The 18173-nt window shown below is 69.9% G+C and carries 19 protein-coding genes and 1 rRNA gene; 8 read left to right on the forward strand and 12 right to left on the reverse strand.

Annotated features, from left to right (window positions below):
- Nucleotides 1–91: 91 nt before the first annotated feature.
- The 4 genes from JUB13_RS29190 (at nt 92) to JUB13_RS29205 (ending at nt 5037) form a co-directional block, all read left to right on the forward strand.
- On the forward strand, nt 92–1996 hold the full coding sequence (locus tag JUB13_RS29190; RefSeq protein ID WP_207485714.1) for a potassium transporter Kup: 1905 nt from the start codon (nt 92–94) through the stop codon (nt 1994–1996).
- Between the two features lie 118 nt (nt 1997–2114).
- Nucleotides 2115–3155, forward strand: coding sequence for a TRAP transporter substrate-binding protein (locus JUB13_RS29195; protein ID WP_207485716.1), 1041 nt, complete (start codon nt 2115–2117; stop codon nt 3153–3155).
- 32 nt (nt 3156–3187) lie between these two features.
- A complete protein-coding gene (locus tag JUB13_RS29200; RefSeq protein ID WP_207485718.1) occupies nt 3188–3733 on the forward strand; it encodes a TRAP transporter small permease in 546 nt (181 codons plus the stop codon).
- A complete protein-coding gene (locus JUB13_RS29205; RefSeq protein ID WP_207485720.1) occupies nt 3730–5037 on the forward strand; it encodes a TRAP transporter large permease in 1308 nt (435 codons plus the stop codon). The genes JUB13_RS29200 and JUB13_RS29205 overlap by 4 nt, the downstream gene beginning before the upstream one ends.
- A gap of 18 nt (nt 5038–5055) precedes the next feature.
- On the opposite strand, the gene gtdA is transcribed toward JUB13_RS29205, so the two are convergent.
- From gtdA to JUB13_RS29240, 7 genes are all read right to left on the reverse strand, one after another.
- A complete protein-coding gene (gene gtdA, locus JUB13_RS29210; RefSeq protein WP_236025314.1) occupies nt 5056–6120 on the reverse strand; it encodes a gentisate 1,2-dioxygenase in 1065 nt (354 codons plus the stop codon).
- 41 nt (nt 6121–6161) lie between these two features.
- The gene (locus tag JUB13_RS29215) at nt 6162–7022 is read right to left on the reverse strand and encodes a fumarylacetoacetate hydrolase family protein (RefSeq protein ID WP_207485724.1); all 861 of its coding nucleotides are present in this window, start codon (nt 7020–7022) and stop codon (nt 6162–6164) included.
- 190 nt (nt 7023–7212) lie between these two features.
- Nucleotides 7213–7449 (reverse strand): DUF2934 domain-containing protein, encoded by a 237-nt coding sequence (locus tag JUB13_RS29220; protein ID WP_207485726.1) that lies wholly within the window; start codon nt 7447–7449, stop codon nt 7213–7215.
- An 8-nt stretch (nt 7450–7457) separates the two neighbouring features.
- Complete coding sequence (locus tag JUB13_RS29225) at nt 7458–7601, reverse strand: hypothetical protein (protein ID WP_207485728.1); 144 nt, start codon at nt 7599–7601, stop codon at nt 7458–7460.
- A gap of 60 nt (nt 7602–7661) precedes the next feature.
- Nucleotides 7662–8327, reverse strand: coding sequence for a class I SAM-dependent methyltransferase (locus JUB13_RS29230; protein ID WP_207485730.1), 666 nt, complete (start codon nt 8325–8327; stop codon nt 7662–7664).
- A 60-nt stretch (nt 8328–8387) separates the two neighbouring features.
- Nucleotides 8388–8840 carry a YaiI/YqxD family protein gene (locus JUB13_RS29235; RefSeq protein ID WP_207485733.1) on the reverse strand — a complete coding sequence of 151 codons (453 nt, stop codon included), beginning with the start codon at nt 8838–8840 and terminating at the stop codon, nt 8388–8390.
- 187 nt (nt 8841–9027) lie between these two features.
- Nucleotides 9028–9675: a TetR/AcrR family transcriptional regulator gene (locus JUB13_RS29240; RefSeq protein WP_236025315.1), complete on the reverse strand. Its 648-nt coding sequence runs from the start codon at nt 9673–9675 to the stop codon at nt 9028–9030.
- Nucleotides 9676–9796: 121 nt separating this feature from the next.
- Between JUB13_RS29240 and JUB13_RS29245 the strand changes: the two genes are divergently transcribed.
- Nucleotides 9797–10888, forward strand: a complete 1092-nt coding sequence (locus JUB13_RS29245; protein WP_207485735.1) for an HlyD family secretion protein — start codon at nt 9797–9799, stop codon at nt 10886–10888.
- A gap of 62 nt (nt 10889–10950) precedes the next feature.
- The gene (locus tag JUB13_RS29250; RefSeq protein WP_207485756.1) at nt 10951–12516 is read left to right on the forward strand and encodes a DHA2 family efflux MFS transporter permease subunit; all 1566 of its coding nucleotides are present in this window, start codon (nt 10951–10953) and stop codon (nt 12514–12516) included.
- 40 nt (nt 12517–12556) lie between these two features.
- Here JUB13_RS29250 and JUB13_RS29255 read toward each other — a convergent pair whose 3' ends face one another.
- Nucleotides 12557–13339, reverse strand: coding sequence for a DODA-type extradiol aromatic ring-opening family dioxygenase (locus JUB13_RS29255; RefSeq protein ID WP_207485736.1), 783 nt, complete (start codon nt 13337–13339; stop codon nt 12557–12559).
- 101 nt (nt 13340–13440) lie between these two features.
- On the opposite strand from JUB13_RS29255, the gene JUB13_RS29260 reads away from it, so the two are divergent.
- Entirely contained in the window at nt 13441–14364 is a 924-nt protein-coding gene (locus tag JUB13_RS29260; RefSeq protein ID WP_207485738.1) for a LysR family transcriptional regulator, read from the forward strand.
- Nucleotides 14361–15047, forward strand: a complete 687-nt coding sequence (locus JUB13_RS29265; protein WP_207485740.1) for a DUF2161 family putative PD-(D/E)XK-type phosphodiesterase — start codon at nt 14361–14363, stop codon at nt 15045–15047. Before JUB13_RS29260 ends, JUB13_RS29265 begins: the two co-directional genes overlap by 4 nt.
- A 14-nt stretch (nt 15048–15061) precedes the next feature.
- On the opposite strand, the gene JUB13_RS29270 is transcribed toward JUB13_RS29265, so the two are convergent.
- The 4 genes from JUB13_RS29270 to JUB13_RS29280 form a co-directional block, all read right to left on the reverse strand.
- On the reverse strand, nt 15062–15751 hold the full coding sequence (locus JUB13_RS29270) for a TenA family protein (RefSeq protein ID WP_207485742.1): 690 nt from the start codon (nt 15749–15751) through the stop codon (nt 15062–15064).
- A 343-nt stretch (nt 15752–16094) separates the two neighbouring features.
- Nucleotides 16095–17435: a GTPase HflX gene (gene hflX, locus JUB13_RS29275; RefSeq protein WP_207485744.1), complete on the reverse strand. Its 1341-nt coding sequence runs from the start codon at nt 17433–17435 to the stop codon at nt 16095–16097.
- Between the two features lie 219 nt (nt 17436–17654).
- The gene (locus JUB13_RS31935; RefSeq protein ID WP_268914438.1) at nt 17655–17789 is read right to left on the reverse strand and encodes a hypothetical protein; all 135 of its coding nucleotides are present in this window, start codon (nt 17787–17789) and stop codon (nt 17655–17657) included.
- A gap of 289 nt (nt 17790–18078) precedes the next feature.
- Nucleotides 18079–18173, reverse strand: a 23S ribosomal RNA gene (locus JUB13_RS29280); the annotation flags it as partial.

Below are 18173 nucleotides of genomic sequence, written 5' to 3' on the forward strand. Positions count from 1 at the left end.
CCGCTCCCTGCGACGCAACGTCGTCGGGGGCGGCCTCTTTTGCTTTTCGCAGGCGCAAAATGGTCTTATATGGCGCCAAACAAGGATCGTCATGACCTCGCAGACCCTGACCCCCGACGCGGCCGAGCATCGCCGCTCGTCCTTCGGCACCCTGCTCGTCGGGGCCATCGGCGTCGTCTTCGGCGACATCGGCACCAGCCCGCTCTACGCGATCAAGGAGACCTTCGCGGGGCCGCATCCGCTGGTGCTCGACCGGGCGCACGTCCTCGGCGTGCTGTCCCTCGTCTTCTGGTCGCTGATGGTGGTGGTCTCGATCAAGTACGTCGCCCTGATCATGCGGGCGGACAACCGCGGCGAGGGCGGCAGCCTGGCGCTGCTGGCGCTGCTGGGGCGCGCGGTGGAGCGGCTGCCCGGCCTGGCCGCCGCAGTCGGGGCCTGCGGCATCTTCGCCGCCGCGCTGTTCTACGGCGACAGCGTCATCACCCCGGCGATCTCCGTCCTGAGCGCGGTGGAGGGCCTGCAGGTCGGGCGGCCGGAGCTCGCGAGCGCGGTCGAGCCATTGACGCTGGTGGTCCTGGTCCTGCTCTTCATGATCCAGCGGCATGGCTCGGCGATGGTCGGCAAGCTGTTCGGTCCCGTCATGCTGCTCTGGTTCCTGACGCTCGCCTGGCTCGGCATCGCCAATATCGGGAACGCGCCGGGCGTCCTGCTGGCGGTGTCGCCCCACTATGCGCTGAGCTTCATCGCCCAGGACGGCTTCACGGCCTTCCTGGCCTTCGGCTCCGTCGTCCTGGCCGTGACCGGGGCCGAGGCGCTCTATGCCGACATGGGGCATTTCGGGAAGCTGCCGATCCGGCTTGCCTGGTACCTGCTGGTCTGGCCGTCGCTGCTGCTGAACTATTTCGGCCAGGGCGCGCTGCTCCTGTCGGATCCCGGGGCGGTCGAGAACCCGTTCTTCCGCATGGCGCCGGACTGGGCGGCCCTGCCGCTGGTGGGCCTCGCGACCGCGGCGGCGGTGATCGCGTCCCAGGCGGTGATCACCGGCGCCTTCTCGGTCACGCGGCAGGCCATCCAGCTCGGCTACCTGCCGCGCATGACGATCATCCACACCTCCGAGCGCGAGATCGGCCAGATCTACCTGCCCTTCGTGAACTGGATGCTGCTGGCCGGCGTGACCGGCCTGGTCCTCGGCTTCCAGTCCTCCAGCAACCTGGCGTCGGCCTACGGCATCGCGGTCACGGGCACCATGCTGATCACCTCGGTGATGCTGGGCTTCGTGATGGTCCATCTCTGGGGATGGCGAAAGCGCATCGCCATGATCGCCGCCGGATCCTTCGCCCTGGTCGACCTGGCGTTCTTCCTGGCCAATGCCACCAAGATCACCCATGGCGGGTGGTTCCCCCTGGCGGTCGGGGTCGTGCTCTTCACGGTGCTGCGGACATGGAAGCGCGGGCGCGACACCATGCGCGAGCGCATCATCGCCGACGCGCCGCCCGCGGCCGAGTTCATCGGTGCGCTGTCGGGCCGCGCCGTGCGCGTCAAGGGCACGGCCGTGTTCCTGACCTCGGCCGCGGACGGCGTGCCGCCCGCGCTGCTGCACAACCTCAAGCACAACCAGGTCCTGCATGAACGGGTCGTGCTGCTGAAGGTCGTGGTCTCCGAAAGCCCGACGGTCCCTCCGGAGCGGCGGGTGGAGGCCGAGAAGCTCAGCGACGGGCTTCACCGGATCCTGCTGAATTTCGGGTTCATGGAGGATCCGGACGTGCCGAAGGCGCTGGCCAACGCCAAGCGGGACGAGCTCGGCTTCTTCTACGAGCCGCTCTCGACCTCCTACTTCCTCAGCCGGGAGATCGTCGTGCCGGCGGGCCGCTCATCGCTGCCGCCCTGGCGGGCGAAGACCTTCGCGGTGCTGTCCCGCGCCGCCAGCTCGGCCCCGGACTATTTCCGGCTGCCGGTCAACCGCGTCCTCGAGCTGGGCACCCAGGTGGAGATCTGAGGGGCTGGGTCCGGGCGCGCCCGCCCTCCGCGGCGCTTCTGATCGGTCGCCCTGCGAACCATTGTCGGTGATAACGATTGGTGCCATAACCGATTGAAATAAATCGGGAGGAATGCAGATGGCATCGATCGCGACCCGTCGCGCCTTTCTGGCGGGATCCGCCGCCCTTGCGGGGGCCGTGTCCATGCCCGCCATCGTCCGGGCGCAGCGGCGCGTCCTGAAGATCAGCCATTATCTGGCGCCGACCCACGGGATCGAGACCGACTTCCTGCGGCCCTGGGCCGAGGAGGTGAAGGCGCGCACCGGCGGCGCCGTCAATTTCGAGATCTTCCCCGTCAGCAGTGCCTTCGGCAAGGCCGAGCGCCAGGCCGACCAGGCCCGCGCGGGCATCGTCGACATCGCTTTCGGCCTGTCGGGCATCCCGCGCGGCCGGTTCCCGCACACTTCGCTCATCGAGCTGCCCTTCGTCGTCGAGCGGGCCGAGGCGGGCTCGGCCGCCCTCTGGCAGCTCTACCGGAGCGGCGATCTCGGCAACGAGTACGACGACTTCAAGGTGCTCATGCTGATGACGCACCATGGCGGGCTGTTCCACACGGTCAACCGCCCCGTGCGCACGCTCGAGGATCTGCGCGGCATGCGCATCCGCTCGCCCGGCCCGGCCGTCAACGCGATGCTGGAGTTCCTCGGTGCGAGCCCCGTCGGCATGCCGCCCGCCCAGATCTACGAGAGCCTGGAGCGCGGCGCGCTGGACGGTCTGGCCACGACCTGGGATCTCGTGGCCGCCGTGCGCGCCAACGAAGTGCTGAAGCATCATACGGACGCCCGGCTCTACGCCGCCGCCTTCTATACCGTGATGAACAGGCGCAGCTACGACGCCCTTCCCCAGGAGGTGCGGCAGGTCATCGACGAGACGACCGGCGACGCCCTGCAGCCGAAGATCGGCCCGTGGTGGGACAAGTGGGACGCGATCGGCAAGCAGGACGCAGTGAAGCGCGGCCATGCCGTCGTCGAGGTCGGCCAGGAGACGCGCGAGCAGTGGCGCCAGCAGCTTCAGCCCATGATCGCGCAGTATCTCCAGAGCGTGAAGGCGGAGGGCGTGAAGGATCCCGAGGCGCTGTACCAGAAGATGCTCCAGCTGGCGCAGCAGAAGTCTAGGTGAAGCCACGGGGTGACGCTGCGGGAATGACGGACATGGGACTGGGAGGCGACGCGCCTGAGGCGGGCTCGGGCATCGCGCGGCCGCGCGATGCCCTGGCGCGGTTCGTCTGGCTCTGCGCCGTGCTGGGGGTGGCCAGCCTCGTCGTGGCGATCCTGCTGACCGTTGCGGACATCGTCTGGCGCAGGGTCGTGGGCGGCGCCTTCGTGGACACCGCCGACATCACCCGGCTCTGCCTCGTCACGGCGGCGTCCGCCTCGATCCCCTACGGCTTCATCCGCGGCACGCATGTCAGCGTGGACCTGCTGGTCGAGCGGTTTCCGCCGCGCCTGCAGACGGCGATGGAAGTCGCAACCTCGCTCGCGGGTGCGGTCTTCTTCGCGTTCCTCGCTTGGCTCGCCTGGCAGAGCGCGGCCATCCACCTCGCCTATGGGGACACGACGCTGAACCTGCGCCTGCCCGTCGTTCTCTACGACGCCATCTTTCTGGCCGGCCTCGGCCTCGCGATACTGGCCTGTCTCTGGCGGGCCGGATTGGCCCTCAGGACCGGCAGCGCCACCCATGAGGAGCCGTTCGGATGAGTTCCGGTCTCGCGGGGATCATCGGCTTCCTCGCCGTGCTCGGCCTGATCGCAGTGCGGGTGCCGATCGCGCTCGCCATGGCCTTCGTCGGGGTGATCGGCTCGATCGCGCTCGGCGGATGGGCGCAAGCCTCCTACATCCTGGCGAACCTGCCCTTCGAGGCGGTGTCGAGCGCCGGTATGGAGATCGTGCCGCTGTTCATCTTCATGGGCGTCTTCGCGGCCTTCTCCGGCCTCTCGGGAAATCTCTACGGCGGGGTGCAGGCGCTGGTCGGCCATTGGCGCGGCGGCGTCGCCATCGCGACGATCGGCGCCTCCGCGGGCTTCGGCGCGATCTGCGGGTCGTCTCTCGCGACGGCCGCCACCATGGGTCGCGTCGCAATGCCGGAGATGCGGGCGCGCGGCTATGCCGACAGCCTGCTCTCGGCCTCGGTGGCGGCTGGAGGGACGCTGGGCGTGCTGATCCCGCCCTCGATCATCCTGGCGCTCTACGCACTTCTGACGGGGCAGTCGATTGGGGCGCTCTTCTCGGCAGCCCTGATCCCGGGGCTGGTCGCAACGGCGCTGTACATGGCGGCGGTTCTCCTGCAGGTGACGCGCAGGCCGCATCTGGCGCCACCGGGGCCGCGGCTGCCCTGGCGCCAGCGGGGGAGGGCACTGCTGCGCATCTGGGACGCGGCGCTGTTGATCGTCGTGGTCATCGGCGGCATCTACGGGCAAGTCTTCTCGCCGACCGAGGCCGCCGCGGTCGGTGCCGGCGGCACGCTCCTCGTCACCTTCTTCCGCGGCAGGCTCAGCGCCGCGGTGCTGCGCCGGGGCATCGCCGAGACGGCCGGGATGTCCGGCATGATCTTCCTGATCCTGATCGGGGCGAGCGTCTTCAACTACTTCATCGAGCTCAGCGGCCTCACCGCGACGCTGACCCAGGCGATCCAGGGCTCGGGTCTGCCGCCGCTCGGCATTCTGCTGCTGGTGGTCCTCTTCTACGTTGTGCTCGGCTGCTTCATGGACAGCCTGTCCATGGTGCTGCTCACGGTAGTGCCGATGTACCAGCTCGTCACCGGGCTCGGCTATGATCCCGTCTGGTTCGGCATCATCGTCGTGACGGTGGCGGAGATCGGGCTGATCACGCCGCCGATCGGAATGAATCTGTTCGTGATCCAGGCAGTGATGCCGGATCTGAAGCTGCCGACCGTGATCCAGGGCATTCTTCCCTTCATCCTGGCCGACCTCGTGCGCGTCGCCGTGCTGATCGCCTTTCCTGGGCTGGTCCTCTTCCTCCCGCGGCTCCTCGGCCTCGTCTAACGCTGCCTGGGGCGACGATCAGGCGCGTCCGCGCTCGTCGCGCCAGAGCCCCAGCTTCTCCTGGACGACGCGGTCGGAGCAGAAGAACATGAAGCAGTCCTCTTCGGCGCGAAAGGTCCGCCAGGTCCAGTTCGGCACGACGAAGATGTCGCGCGGTCCGAAGCTCAACTTCTGCTCGCCGGCCGAGACGGTGCCGCGGCCCTCGACGACCGCGCAGATCAGGCCGTCCGTTGAGCGCGCCGGCGCCGTCGAAAGGCCGGCAGGCAGATGCGTCATCCAGGATGCGATGGTCGGAAGCGCCCAGCCGCCGTCCAGCGGGTTTGCGTAGCGCAGCGTATAGCCCCAGTGCGCGTCGGGATCGCCGCTTCGGGACAGGCGCCCCAGCGCCTCGCGGCTCCGCTCGTAGGGGTAGTTGAAGACCGGTGAGCTCTTGCCGTATGGGCTGCCGCCCTCCAGCGGAAGCAGGCCCGAGCCGTAGCGGGCCAGGGCGTCGCCCTCCGGCCGCGTGATCGACTGGCGCGCGTCGTTGTGGTGCTGCGCGAAGCCGCCTTCGAAGAACGAGACGATGGGAAGGTCGAGCACGTCCATCCACAAGGCCGGACCGTCGGTGTCGTTGCCGTGGTCGTGGAAGGACCAGGCCGGGGTCGTGACGAAGTCGCCGGGCCGCATCGTCGTGCGCTCGCCGCCCACGGCGGTGTAGCCGCCGCTGCTCTCCAGCACGAAGCGCAGGGCCGATTGGGTATGGCGGTGCGCGGGCGCCACCTCGCCCGGGAGGACGAGTTGCACGCCGGCATAGAGAGTTGAGGTGGCGCGCGACTGGCCGCGATAGGCCGGGTTCTCGAGGACGAGCACGCGGCGCTCGGCCTCTTCCGCCGTCAGCAGCCGTCCCGCCTCCATCAGGCAGTCGCGCACGAGGTCCCAGCGCCAGACATGCGCCTTGGCGACAGGCCGCGGCTCGGGCGGGACCAGCCCGCGCAGAACCTCCCACAGGGGCGCCATGGCGTGCGGGCCGATCCTGTCGTAAAAAGCTTGGCGCCGCGCCCTGGTTTCGGCGTCGACGGCGTTCTGTGGATGCGTGTCCAAGATGCGTCTCCTCTGCTTGTCGCGGTGCCCTGCCGCGGGCGTCATTCCGCGGCCCGGACGGTGACCTCCATCCGGCCGATGCCTTCGAAGCTGGCCAGGATTCGGTCCCCGGGCGCCACCGGGCCGACGCCCTCGGGCGTGCCCGTCATCAGCACGTCGCCTGGGTACAGGGTGTAGAAGGACGAGCACCAGGCGATCAGTTGCGGGATCCCGATCACGAGGTCGCGGGTATTGGCGTTCTGCCGCACCTCGCCGTTCACGCCGAGTTCGAAGGAGAGCCGCGCGGGATCGGGAATCTCGTCGGCCGTCACCAGCCAGGGACCCAGGACCGAGTAGCTGTCGATGGACTTGCGCATGGAACGCTCCTCGGGCCCGCGCAGCGTCATGTCCACGGCGATGGCATAGCCCGCCACATAGTCCAGCGCATGCTCGGCCGGCACCCGGTCGCAGGTCCGGCCGATCACGACGGCGAGCTCGATCTCATGGTCGTTGCGCCGGTCCGGAAAACGGATGGCGACACCCTCGCCAGGGCCGACCAGAGAGCTTGACGCTTTCAGGAAGATGCCGACCTCCTCGATCTTCCTGACGTGATGGCGCGCGAATGTCTCTGCGTCGGCCTCGGCCTCCTGGAGGTGCTTAAGATAGTTCACGGGGGCTGCCGCGATCTTTGTCGGGTTCGCGACCGGGCTCAGCAGCCTGACCGAGGAAAGCGGCACCCGCCGCGCTCCGGCACGCAGGTGCTCGATTTCCTCCATGACGCGCGGCAGGTTGGCGATCAGCAGATCACCCCGGGGCAGGGGCCATCGCAGGACGGGCAGCACGGTGGCAGCTTCGCTCACGTCGAGGATCTCGTCTCCCTCCACGACGCCGAGGCGGTCTTCGTTGAAACGGCAGATGCGCATGCGGCTCCCCCCGGGGTTCCGGCCGTCCGCCTGCGCGACGACCTCCCCAGCCGACCATGCCAGCCGTTAGTCTTCTCAGCAATCCGTCATCGCAGCGACCTCGCCTGTTCCGGGCCTAGGCGTCCGGGGGAGGGGGCCGATGCGCGGACGGGGGCTTGGCTTCTGCCAGGGAGCCGTCCGCGCGGAGCGCTCAGGTCGCGTCCTTGCGGCGGGCCCTTGCCATGTGGCCGCGGCTCGACGCGCCTGGCGAGACCGGATCCTCGGCCGCGGGGGCATCGCGGCGCCCGGCGGCCGCAGCCGACAGGGTCGGCAGGCCGAGCTCGGACGCGGCCTGCCGCCAATGCTCGTCGTGGCGACCCTCGGGCCGGCCCTCCGCCTCCCAGATCGCATGGGCCCGGCGGCGGATCTCGTCCTCGGCGGCGTCCATGGTGGTCCTTACACGTCGTAGACGGGACCCGGCACCTGCTTGTTGGCGCCTCCGGTCTCGTCCTCTTCCTTCTCGGTCAAGGTCTTCTCGCGGCCGTCCTCGGCGGGTTCGGGCTTGTCCTTGGTCTCGGGCCGGTTCCGGTCTTGCGCCACGGGGCTTCTCCGATGCTGGTGGGTCCGATCCCCTTCCAACAGCCGGGCGGCCGGGCCGTCTCAGCCCGAGCCGCCCTCCTTCTGGGCGAACCACTTGCTGCCGAGAACGCCCTTGTTGGCGATGCCGACCCCGGCGCGCATGAAGTCGTCGGCTGCATCGATCACGCCGTACCAGGGCTCGATGTAGTCGTCGCCGATCAGGATGCCCCCGGGGCGCACCAGCGGCCACCACGCCGCGATGTCCTGGCGCACCGAGTCGAAGTCATGGGCGCCGTCCAGATAGACCATCGGGATCGACAGGCCCAGGGCCCGCAGGATCTCCGCGGCCTGGGCGCTGGGCATGGACATCGGCACCACGGAATCGGCGCAACCGGCATCGACGACGTTCACCATGAACTGATCGTAGATCCGTGGCCGCCCGTTCCGGATCAGCAGCGAGGCTTTCCATTCCGGGTTCAGCCAATGCTCGACCGAACCCAGCCAGGTGTCCACGCAGACCATGGTAAGCGGGCGGAACGCGGAAGCGCGCCGCGCCATGTGGACTGCCGAGCGGCCCTTCCAGCTCCCGACCTCGACGATCAGGTCCGGCTGCAGGACGTCGATCGCTCGGTCAATCAGGGACAAGTCCGAGGGCCAGCTCTCCAGGTCGGGACGAAGGTCGGAGGCGAACCCGGCGAAGGGGGAGCCGCCGTAGAGCAGTTGCCAGAGTTGCTCCGTCAGGGTCATGGATCCGCCTCGTGACTGGCCGCCGGTTTCCGCCGTCGGGAGCATGCCGCGACCCCGGCCTCAGCGCCCGCGCCGGACCGCCTGGATCGCGTCCTCGAGCGCGGAGAGAAAGCGCGAGCGGTCCTGGCGGGTGAAGCCGGACGGCCCGCCGGTGATCTCCCCGGTCTCCCGCAGATGGGCGGAAAGGTCGCGCATGGCGAGCGCCATTCCGATAGAATCCGGCGTGAGGGGGCGCCCCGTCGGACCCAGCGCCCTGGCGCCGCGGTCCAGGCAGCGCTTCGCCAGGGGGATGTCGGCGGTCACGGCGATGTCGCCGCGGCCGATCCGCTCGGCGATCCAGTCGTCGGCCGCGTCCGGGCCCTCCGGCACCACGACCTGCCGGATCGCCGGGTCATCGTAGCCGCGCAGCCACCGGTTTCCCACGATATGGACAGTCAGGCCGTGCCGACGCGCGACCTTGCAGACCTCGTCCTTCACCGGGCAGGCGTCGCCATCCACGTAGATCTCGAGCATCGCCGTCACGTCCTCCGGGGGCCACGAGCCTGCCCGGAACGGCAGGCGGGGACAATCCGTTCCAAGTTTGGAACCAGTTCGGAGGGGACGATGTACGTGATGGGCGGCACGGGTCTTATCGTGCTGATCGTTGTGCTGCTGGTCCTGCTGACCTGACGGCTGCGCGACGGCGCGGGCGGGGCCGCGCTCAGCCGCCCCGCCCGTAGGCGCGCATGAAGGTCTCGACGGCGCGATCCACCGCGACGCGGAGCCGCGCCTCGTCGGGCTCCTCGATGACGCCGAGGAGCCGGTGCATGTGCAGCGGCACCATCAGGAGCCCGATGAACTGCTCGGCTGCGACCGCTGGGTCGGGCACCGAAAGGAGGCCGCGGCGCCCGGCCTCGGCCAGGTAGGCGAGGATCCGCTCGCGTACCCGCGCGGGCCCGGAGGCGAAGAAGACCCGGCCGAGTTCGGGGAAGCGCGGGGTCTCCGAGACGACCATCCGGTAGACCGCCAGGGCGGGCGCGGACATCAGCAGGCCGAGGAACGCCGCGCCGATCTCCGTCAGCGCCGCCCGCGGATCCCTTTCGTCGCACTCCGCCGCCTCCATGAGGCGCGCGTGCTTCACGCACTCCGCCCGGACCATGTCGGCGAAGAGCTGCTCCTTGCTTTCGAAATGCGCGTACAGCGTCGCCTTCGAGACCGTCGCCACCTTGGCGATCGCGTCCATGCTGGCAGCGCCGAAGCCCTGCTCCATGAAGACGGTCCGGGCAGCCGCCAGGATCTGGGCCGGCTTGGACCCAGCGGCAGGGCCAGCTTCGGATGCCCGCGCGGGTACGTGTTGGGTCATGCTCATGGGGCTAAACTAAACCGTTCAGTTTCCCGTTGACAAGTCCATAGGCCGTCGGCAACCTCATATTACAAACTGAACCGTTCAGTTTTTACCGACATCGAACCCTCCGTTGGACGCTACCGCCATGCGCAAGATCCTCCTTCCCCTGATGGCACTGGGCATTCTGGGGGGCGGGGGCTATGCGGGATGGGGATGGTGGACCACGGGCCGCTTTCTGGAATCCACGGACAACGCCCAGATCGAGAGCGACATCACGGTGCTGACGCCCAAGGTGTCGGGCACCGTCCTCGAACTGCTGGTCGGCGACAACCAGCCCGTCGCCGCGGGGGAGGTCCTGCTGCGGCTTGACGATGCCGACTACCGGGCGAGGCTCGACGAGGCCACGGCGGCTGTCGAGGCGGCGCGGGCCGCCCTTCTCACCATCGAGAGCAGGGTTGCGCTGGAGCGCTCGCTGATCGCCCAGCGCGACGCGGACATCCCGGCGGCCGAGGCCGATCTGCGCCGGGCCCGCCAGGACTGGGAACGCGCCCGCAGCCTGATCAGCACGGACAATGTGACCCGGCAGCGCTTCGACTTGGCCGAGGCCGACCTGCGCAAGGCCGAGGCAGCCCTGCAGCGCGCCCGCGCCGCCGCGGCGGCCGAACGCGACCAGCTCGGCGTCGTCGAGGCCGGCCGGGCCGAGGCGATCGCCCGCATCCGCGAGACCGAGGCCCGCGCCGACCTTGCCCGGCGGGAGCTCGAGGACACGGTGATCCGCGCCCCGGTCGCCGGCGTCGTGGGGAACCGGGCCGTGCAGCTCGGCCAGCAGGTGCGCCCCGGCGCGCAGCTCATGGCCGTCGTGCCTCTGCCCCAGGTCCACGTGGTCGCCAATTTCAAGGAGACCCAGGTCGCCCGCATGCGGCCGGGACAGCGGGTCGAGGTATTGGTCGACGCGTTCCCGGGCGTGCCGGTTCCCGGTGTCGTCGAAAGCTTCGCGCCGGCGAGCGGCAGCCAGTTCAGCCTGCTCCCGCCCGAGAACGCGACCGGCAACTTCACCAAGATCGTGCAGCGCCTGCCCGTGCGCATCCGCCTGGACACCGACAACCCGCTGGCGGGCAGTCTGCGGCCTGGCCTGTCGGTCGAGGTGTCGGTGGACATTCGCGGGCGCGGCGACGGGACGGCCGGCGCGGCCAAGGTCGCCGCAGCCGCCCCGGCCGAGGGCGCGGGGGTCCGCTAGCGGTGCCCGACGCTTCGGCCACCGGCGCCGCCGCGGGCACGGCCGGGACCCCGCCCGCCGCCATGCAGGCATCCGCCGCTGCCCCGGCCCCGCGTGTCGTCTCGACGCGGGATCAGCTGGGTTTTCTGGCGATGACCTTCGGCATGTTCATGGCGATCCTGGACATCCAGATCGTCTCGAGCAGCCTGTCCGAGATCCAGGCCGGCCTTTCGGCCTCCGCGGACGAGATCTCCTGGATCCAGACCTCTTACCTGATCGCGGAGGTCGTCATGATCCCGCTCTCGGGCATCCTGGGCCGTCTGCTGTCGACGCGGGTCCTCTACACCCTCTCCGCCGCCGGGTTCACGCTGATGAGCCTGGCCTGCGCCTTCGCCTCGAACATCGAATCCATGATCGTGTTCCGGGCGCTGCAGGGCTTCCTCGGCGGCGCCATGATCCCGACGGTCTTCGCGACGAGCTATGCGCTCTTCCCGCGCGAACGCCAGGCCGGGGTCAGCGTGATGATCGGGCTCGTGGCGACCATGGCGCCGACGCTCGGCCCGACGCTGGGCGGCTATCTCACCCAGGCCTTCTCATGGCACTGGCTGTTCCTGATCAATGTGGTGCCCGGGATCCTCGTCGCGAGCCTGGTCTGGACCTGCCTGGACATCGACCGTGGCGACCGCTCGCTGCTGCGCGGCTTCGACCTGCCCGGCCTTCTGCTGATGGCCTGCTTCCTCGGGGCGCTTGAATACGTGATGGAGGAGGGGCCGCGCGACGACTGGTTCGAGGACGAGACCATCCTGGTGCTGGCGATCGTCGCCGCCGTCTCGGGCCTGGGCTTCTTTTCGCGTGTCCTGACCTATGAGCAGCCCATCGTCGAGCTGCGGGCCTTCCGTGACCGCAATTTCGCAATTGGCAGCATCTACAGCTTCATCATCGGAATCGGCCTCTACGGCGCGGTCTATATCACGCCGCTCTTCCTGGCGCGGGTGCGCGGCCTGAACAGCCTGCAGATCGGCGAGATCATGGCGGTGACCGGCGCCTTCCAGTTCATGTCGGCGCCGATCGCGGGGATGCTGTCGAAGAAGCTGGATCTCCGGATCATGCTGACGCTCGGCCTCGGGATGTTCGGGACCGGCGTCTACCTGAACTCGCTGCTGACGCACGAATCCGACTTCTGGGAGCTCTTCCTGCCCCAGGCGATCCGCGGCCTGTCGCTGATGCTGTGCTTCATCCCCGTCAATGCGATCGCCTTCGGCACGCTGCGGCCCGACCAGCTCAAGAACGCCAGCGGGCTCTACAACCTGATGCGCAACCTGGGCGGGGCGATCGGGCTCGCGGCCATCAATACCGTGCTGACGGACCGCTTCGCGCTCCATCTGAGCCGGCTCGCCGACTCCGTGACCTGGTCCCGCCCCGGAATTCCGGACTGGCTCGACGGCATGGCGGCGCAGCTCGGCGCGGCCATGCCCGAGGAGGCGGCCCAGCGCGCCGCGCTGAAGATCCTCGATGGCATTGTGCAGCGCGAGGCCTTCGTCATGACCTTCTCGGACTGCCTGATGATCATGGCCGGCGTCTTCGCGGCCGCGCTGCTCCTGATGCCGCTGGTGCGGCGGCCCCGCATGGCCGGCGGCGGGGGGCACTGAGCCTGTTTCCGGAGCTCCGTCCGAGGGGCGCTCTGGTACCTCAGTCGACGGCGTAGGCATCCATGGCGAGCACGCCATGCTCGTAGCTCCGGTGCAGCGGGCGCGCGCGGCTCCCGGCGCCGAGGGCGACGTAGAGAGGCAGCAGATGCTCCTCGGTCGGGTGGTTCCGGGCTGCGTCGGGCGCGCGCGTCCGGTACTCCAGCAGGTCCTCTGTCCTCCCGTCCTCCAGCGCCGCCTGCATCCAGTCGCCGAAGCCCGAGACCCAGCCCGGCACCGCGGCGTCGCTCCCACGGCGTCCGCCGCTGAAGAACTCGAACAGGTTGTGGGTCAGGGACCCGGAGGCCAGGATCAGGACGCCGCGCTCGCGCAGCGGACGAAGCGCCTCGCCGAGCCTGGCGTGGTGCCGGGCCCCCATCTGCGGTTGGACCGAAAGCTGCGTCACGGGGATATCGGCCCCGGGATACATCAGGGACAGCGGCACCCAGGCGCCGTGGTCGAGGCCGCGTCCTGCGTCCTCGCGTCCCTCGATCCCGGCCTCCGCCAGCAGGGCCAGCGCCTCGCGGGCGAGATCCGGCGCGCCCGGCGCCGGGTAGCGGATCTCGTACAGCGCGCGGGGGAAGCCGCCGAAGTCATGGATGGTCTCCGGCGCCTGCACGGTCGAGGCTCGCGGCTCGCGCGTCTCCCAATGGGCCGAGACCGCGAGGACCGCCCGCGGCCGCGCGAGCTCCCGGCCGAGCCCCGTCAGGAAGCGGTGCGCCGGCGTTTCGGAGATCGCCATCATGGGCGAGCCGTGCGAGACGAAGACGGCGGGAAGGGCGGCCATGGCAGGATTCCTCCGGTGAATTCTGGCAGCATCATCGCCCGGAACGGACCATTCATGAAATCATCGTTGCGGATCAGTGGTATTCATGCTGTGAATGCCTCGTGGAGCTGACCCGGTTCGATCTCAACCTGCTGCGCGTCTTCGAGGCCGTCTACAGGGAGCGCAGCGTGACCCGCGCCGCTGAGCGCCTGCACCTGACCCAGGCGGCCGTGAGCAACGCCCTGGCACGACTGCGCGCGGCCTTCGGCGACCGGCTGTTCCTGCGCGGGCCCGGCGGCATGACGCCGACGGCCCTGGCCGAGGAGCTGCACCGTCCGATCCTGGGCGCTCTCGACGGCGTGCGCGCGGCGTTCGACCTGCGGCTTCCCTTCGATCCCGCCTCCGCCGAGGCGGCCATGGTTCTCGGCGTCTCGGACCATGCGGAGTTCGTGCTGGGCCCTGCGCTGCTCGCGCGCGTCGCGGCCGAGGCGCCGGGCCTTGCCCTGACGCTGCGGCACTGCGACCGGCGGAACGCGCTGCCCCTGCTGGACGAAGGCGCGATCCAGCTTGCCCTCGGCGTGCTGCCGGAGCCGCCGGAGCGCATGACCCGGCAGATGCTGCTGCGGGACGAGCTGGCGGTCATGGTGCGGGCAGGCCATCCCGCCGCGGGCCCGTCCGTGGCTTCCCTCGACCTCGACGCCTATCTCGCCTGGCCGCATTTGCTGGTCTCGGCCGCGGCCGAGCGGACGGGCGCGGTCGACCGCGCGCTCGAGGCGATCGGGCGCACGCGGCGTGTCGCGGTCGTGATCTCGCACCTGCTCTCGGCGGGGCCGCTGCTGGCGCGCAGCGATCTCGTCTGCACGCTTCCCGGGCGCGTGGCGCGGCCGCTGGCTGCGGCCTTCGGCCTTGTGGTGTTCCCGGTGCCCGCTGGTCTTTCCCTGGCCGCGGCATCCCTGTCGCAGGTCTGGCACGGCCGGTACGACCGCCAGCCGGCCCATGGCTGGCTGCGGCGCATCGTGGCCGAGATCGCGCGGGAGCAGCCGTGAGGGAGACCGATCTCTACGATCCCGTGAAGGCCTATCTGGAGGCCCAGGGCTTCCAGGTGCGCGGGGAGGTCGGGGCCTGCGACATGCTGGCCCTGCGCGAGGAGACCGTGATCGCGGTCGAGCTGAAGCTCTCCTTCGGCCTGCCGGTGCTGTACCAGGCGATCGCACGCCAGGCGATCGCCGACCTCGTCTACGTTGCCGTGGCGGAATCCGAGGGCAAGGCCGCCCGCCGCGCCTGGGAGCGCCAGCGCGGCGATGCCGTCCGGCTCTGCCGGCTGCTCGGCCTGGGGCTGTTGACGGTGCGGGGCACCGCCGTCTCTGCCCATGCGGATCCGGGGCCGTACAAGCCGCGCCGGAACCCGAGGCTTCGCACGCGCCTGCTGCGCGAGTTCCGCGGGCGCACGGGCGATCACAACCGCGGCGGCTCGCGCGGGGTCGCCGTGGTGACGGCCTATCGCGAGGATGCTCTACGCTGCGCTGCCTATCTCGCCCGCGAGGGGCCGCGCCGGGTGGCCGAGATACGCGCCGCGACCGGGGTCGAGCGCGCAGGAACGATCCTGCTGCGGGACGTCTATGGCTGGTTCGAGAAGGCCGCGCGCGGGACCTACGGCGTCTCGCCCGGCGGCCTCGCGGCGCTGGATCAGTTCGCCGCCGTGCTGGACGGCTTCGCGGCGACCCAGTAGAGCCTGCAGCCGCCCTATGCGGGCTCCTCGTAGGCGGCGTCGAAGAACGCTTCCTCCAGCGCCATCATGCGCCGGAAGGTCTCGCCCATCATGCGCCTCGTGTCGGGACCGGCGGATGCGCCCGTCCTGTCGGTCTCCTCGCGCAGCCAGGTCACGAAGGCCTCGAAGGGCGGGATCGCGTGCAGCTCGATCCATTCGGAGAGCCAGAAGCGGCCCGGACGCGCGGCCGGGCAGGCCTTGGCCCAGGTCAGGTAGCTCCATTCCGCGGCCACGAGGACGGCGAGCACCCTGGGATAGCTGTCGCTGCGCGCGGCCCCCTGCAGCACCTCCAGGAAGTCGCGGGTGACCGGATGCAGGCGGGGACTGCTCCAGGCCTCCTCGGGGATGCCCAGCGCCGCGAAGCTGCGCAGGAAGAAGTCGTTCTCGTCCGACGTGACGGCCGCCGCGAACTGCGCGAAGGCGCGCTTGGACGGCATCGTCGGCGCCAGCGAGATGGCCGTGCCCAGCAGCGACACGAAAGCGCCGACGAAGGCGTAGTCCTGGACGAGATAGCGCCCGGCGACGGCATCGTCGAGCGAGTCGGCGCCAAGCTCGCGCGCGAAGCGGTGCGTGGTCATCCGGGTCCAGTGCGGCTCGGCCTGGTCCCGCATCCAGTCGGTGAAACGGACGCCCGGGGCGCCGGCATGGAACTCATGGAGGGTCACGATGGATCTCGCAGCTGCTGTGGCGCCGGAGAATAGCGCTTTTCCGCCGAGGGGCGAGCCCTCTGGCGAGCCCGCAGCCATCAGCCGGTGTGCTCCGGACACGGGCGGGCCGTCCGTACTTTCGGCATACGCGCTCAGCGACCGGCCGTCCCGGCGGCGATGCGCTGTTGACTGGATGCCGGGCTGTTTTGCCCTTCGCCGTCGCTCCGATGTCCGTGGTGAACCCCGTGAGTGCCTTGGCGGGGTTGGGTGATCCGGCCCGGCACCCGTTGCTGAACCGCATGTCCCACTAAAAAGGGGGCGCCCGTTGGGCGCCCCCTTCTTTCGTCTCCGGCCGATCGGTTCAGCTCTGCAGCCGGGCCATGCGGGTGATGCCCGCGCGGCGTGCCAGCGCCGGCAGCTGCGAGGGCTCTAGAGCGACCCGGAGATGGGCCTGGTCGCCCTCGTCCTCGCGTTCGAGGACCGATCCCTTGGCGTAGAGCCAGGACAGCGTCTCGCCCTCCGCAAGGTTCACGTCCATCTCGAACACGCCGCGCGCGGAGGCGAGCGTGTGAGCGATGGCCGCGTTCAACCCTTCGATGCCGTCCCCGGTGCGGGCCGAGATGGCAGCCGCTGCGCCGCGCGCGGCCTGGGCCTCGACGCGCTCGCGCTCCTCCGGCGCCAGCAGGTCGATCTTGTTCAGGACCTCGATGACCCGCGCGTCGGTTCCTGCCTCGATGCCGAGATCGCGCAGGATATCTTCGACGTCCTGCTTCTGAGCCTCGGTGTCGGGGTGCGAGACGTCGCGCACGTGCAGGATCACGTCGGCCGCCTGGACCTCTTCCAGCGTCGCCCGGAACGCCGCCACCAGATGCGTCGGCAGGTCCGAGACGAACCCCACCGTGTCCGACAGGATCGCCTTGGTGCCATCGGGCAGCGCGATGGCGCGCATGGTCGGGTCGAGCGTCGCGAACAGCATGTCGTGCGCGAACGCCCCGGCCCCCGTCATCCGGTTGAACAGCGTGGACTTGCCGGCGTTCGTGTAGCCGACGAGCGCCACGACAGGGTAGGGGACCCGCTCCCGGGCCCTGCGGTGCAGACCGCGGGTGCGGCGGACGCGCTCCAGCTCCTTCTTCAGCTTCACGATGCGGTCCGAGATCAGCCGCCTGTCCATCTCCAGCTGGCTTTCGCCGGGGCCGCCGAGGAAGCCGAAGCCGCCGCGCTGCCGCTCAAGGTGGGTCCAGGACCGGACCAGCCGGGATCGCTGGTAGGTCAGCGCCGCCAGCTCGACCTGGAGCTGGCCCTCCCGGGTGCGCGCCCGCTCGCCGAAGATCTCGAGGATCAGGCCCGTGCGGTCGATCACCTTGGTCTTGAAGGCGCGCTCGAGGTTGCGTTGCTGCACCGGCGTCAGCGGGTGGTCGATCACCACCAGGTCGACACCCTCGCCGTCCATCTCGTCTCCCGACGCCATGGCGGCGATGCGCTCCACCGCGCCGGCGCCGAGCAGGGTCGCCGGCCGCGGCCGGTCGAGGTTCACGGACATGGAGCCGACCACTGCGAGGTCGATGGCCTTGGCAAGGCCGACGGCCTCGGCAAGCGACGCTTCCGGGCTGCGGCCCTGGGGCTCGCCCCGCCGGACTGGATGGATCACGAGCGCGCGCCCGGTCGCACCGCGCTCGCCGTCTCTTTGGATTCTGCTTCCCATCAAGTAGGTCTCCGCCGCGCAGGGGCGCAGCCGGTCAGGGCGCGCGGGCACGGCAAGGCAAGGGGTTTCCGGACAGGCTCAACAGCCGGAAAGATGGTCCGTCAGCCTGTCCCGATGCTGGACGGACCCGGCGAAAAGGGTAAGGGAGAGCCTTCAATGCGGCTCAGGGCCGGACCATCAGGCCCGGACCATCAGGCCCGGACCATCAGGCCTGGACCATCAGGCCTGGACCAGTGAGCCCAGAAGGCCGAGTGCCAGAACCGCGGTGCCGATCCCGATGCCGAGCCGTTCGGCCGTCGACCACCGCTTCCAGTCGCGCCGGAAGCTCCGCAGGTCCTTGATGATTGCGTTCATGGCGGAAGCGCAGGCGCCCCCTGGGCGCTCGGATGGAGGAAAACAGAAGTCCCTCCCCGGCGCGGGCCCGCGCCAGTACGGCGAGGAGCCAACGCGGCAGCCAGCCCAGGGGGCCGGGAAGGGTTCGCGTGCGGGCGGGGCCCGCAAGTCGGAGAGCGTTGGGCGGGATCGGGCAAGTGAGGAAGACATCGTGACTTCGACTGCGCCTGCCCCCCTCGGAAGGGCGGGCAGGTCGCGGCAGATGCATCCGGCGCAGGCTTTCCGCTGCGCACGGCGTCCTTGGAGAAGAGAGTTGAAGCCGATCGGGCGATTAGTAGGGCTCAGCTTCGCATGTTGCCATGCGTCCACATGCCCCCTATCGACGTGGTGGTCTTCCACGGCCCT

This window comes from Arenibaculum pallidiluteum (genome assembly GCF_017355985.1).
In the GTDB taxonomy this organism is placed as follows: domain Bacteria; phylum Pseudomonadota; class Alphaproteobacteria; order Azospirillales; family Azospirillaceae; genus Arenibaculum; species Arenibaculum pallidiluteum.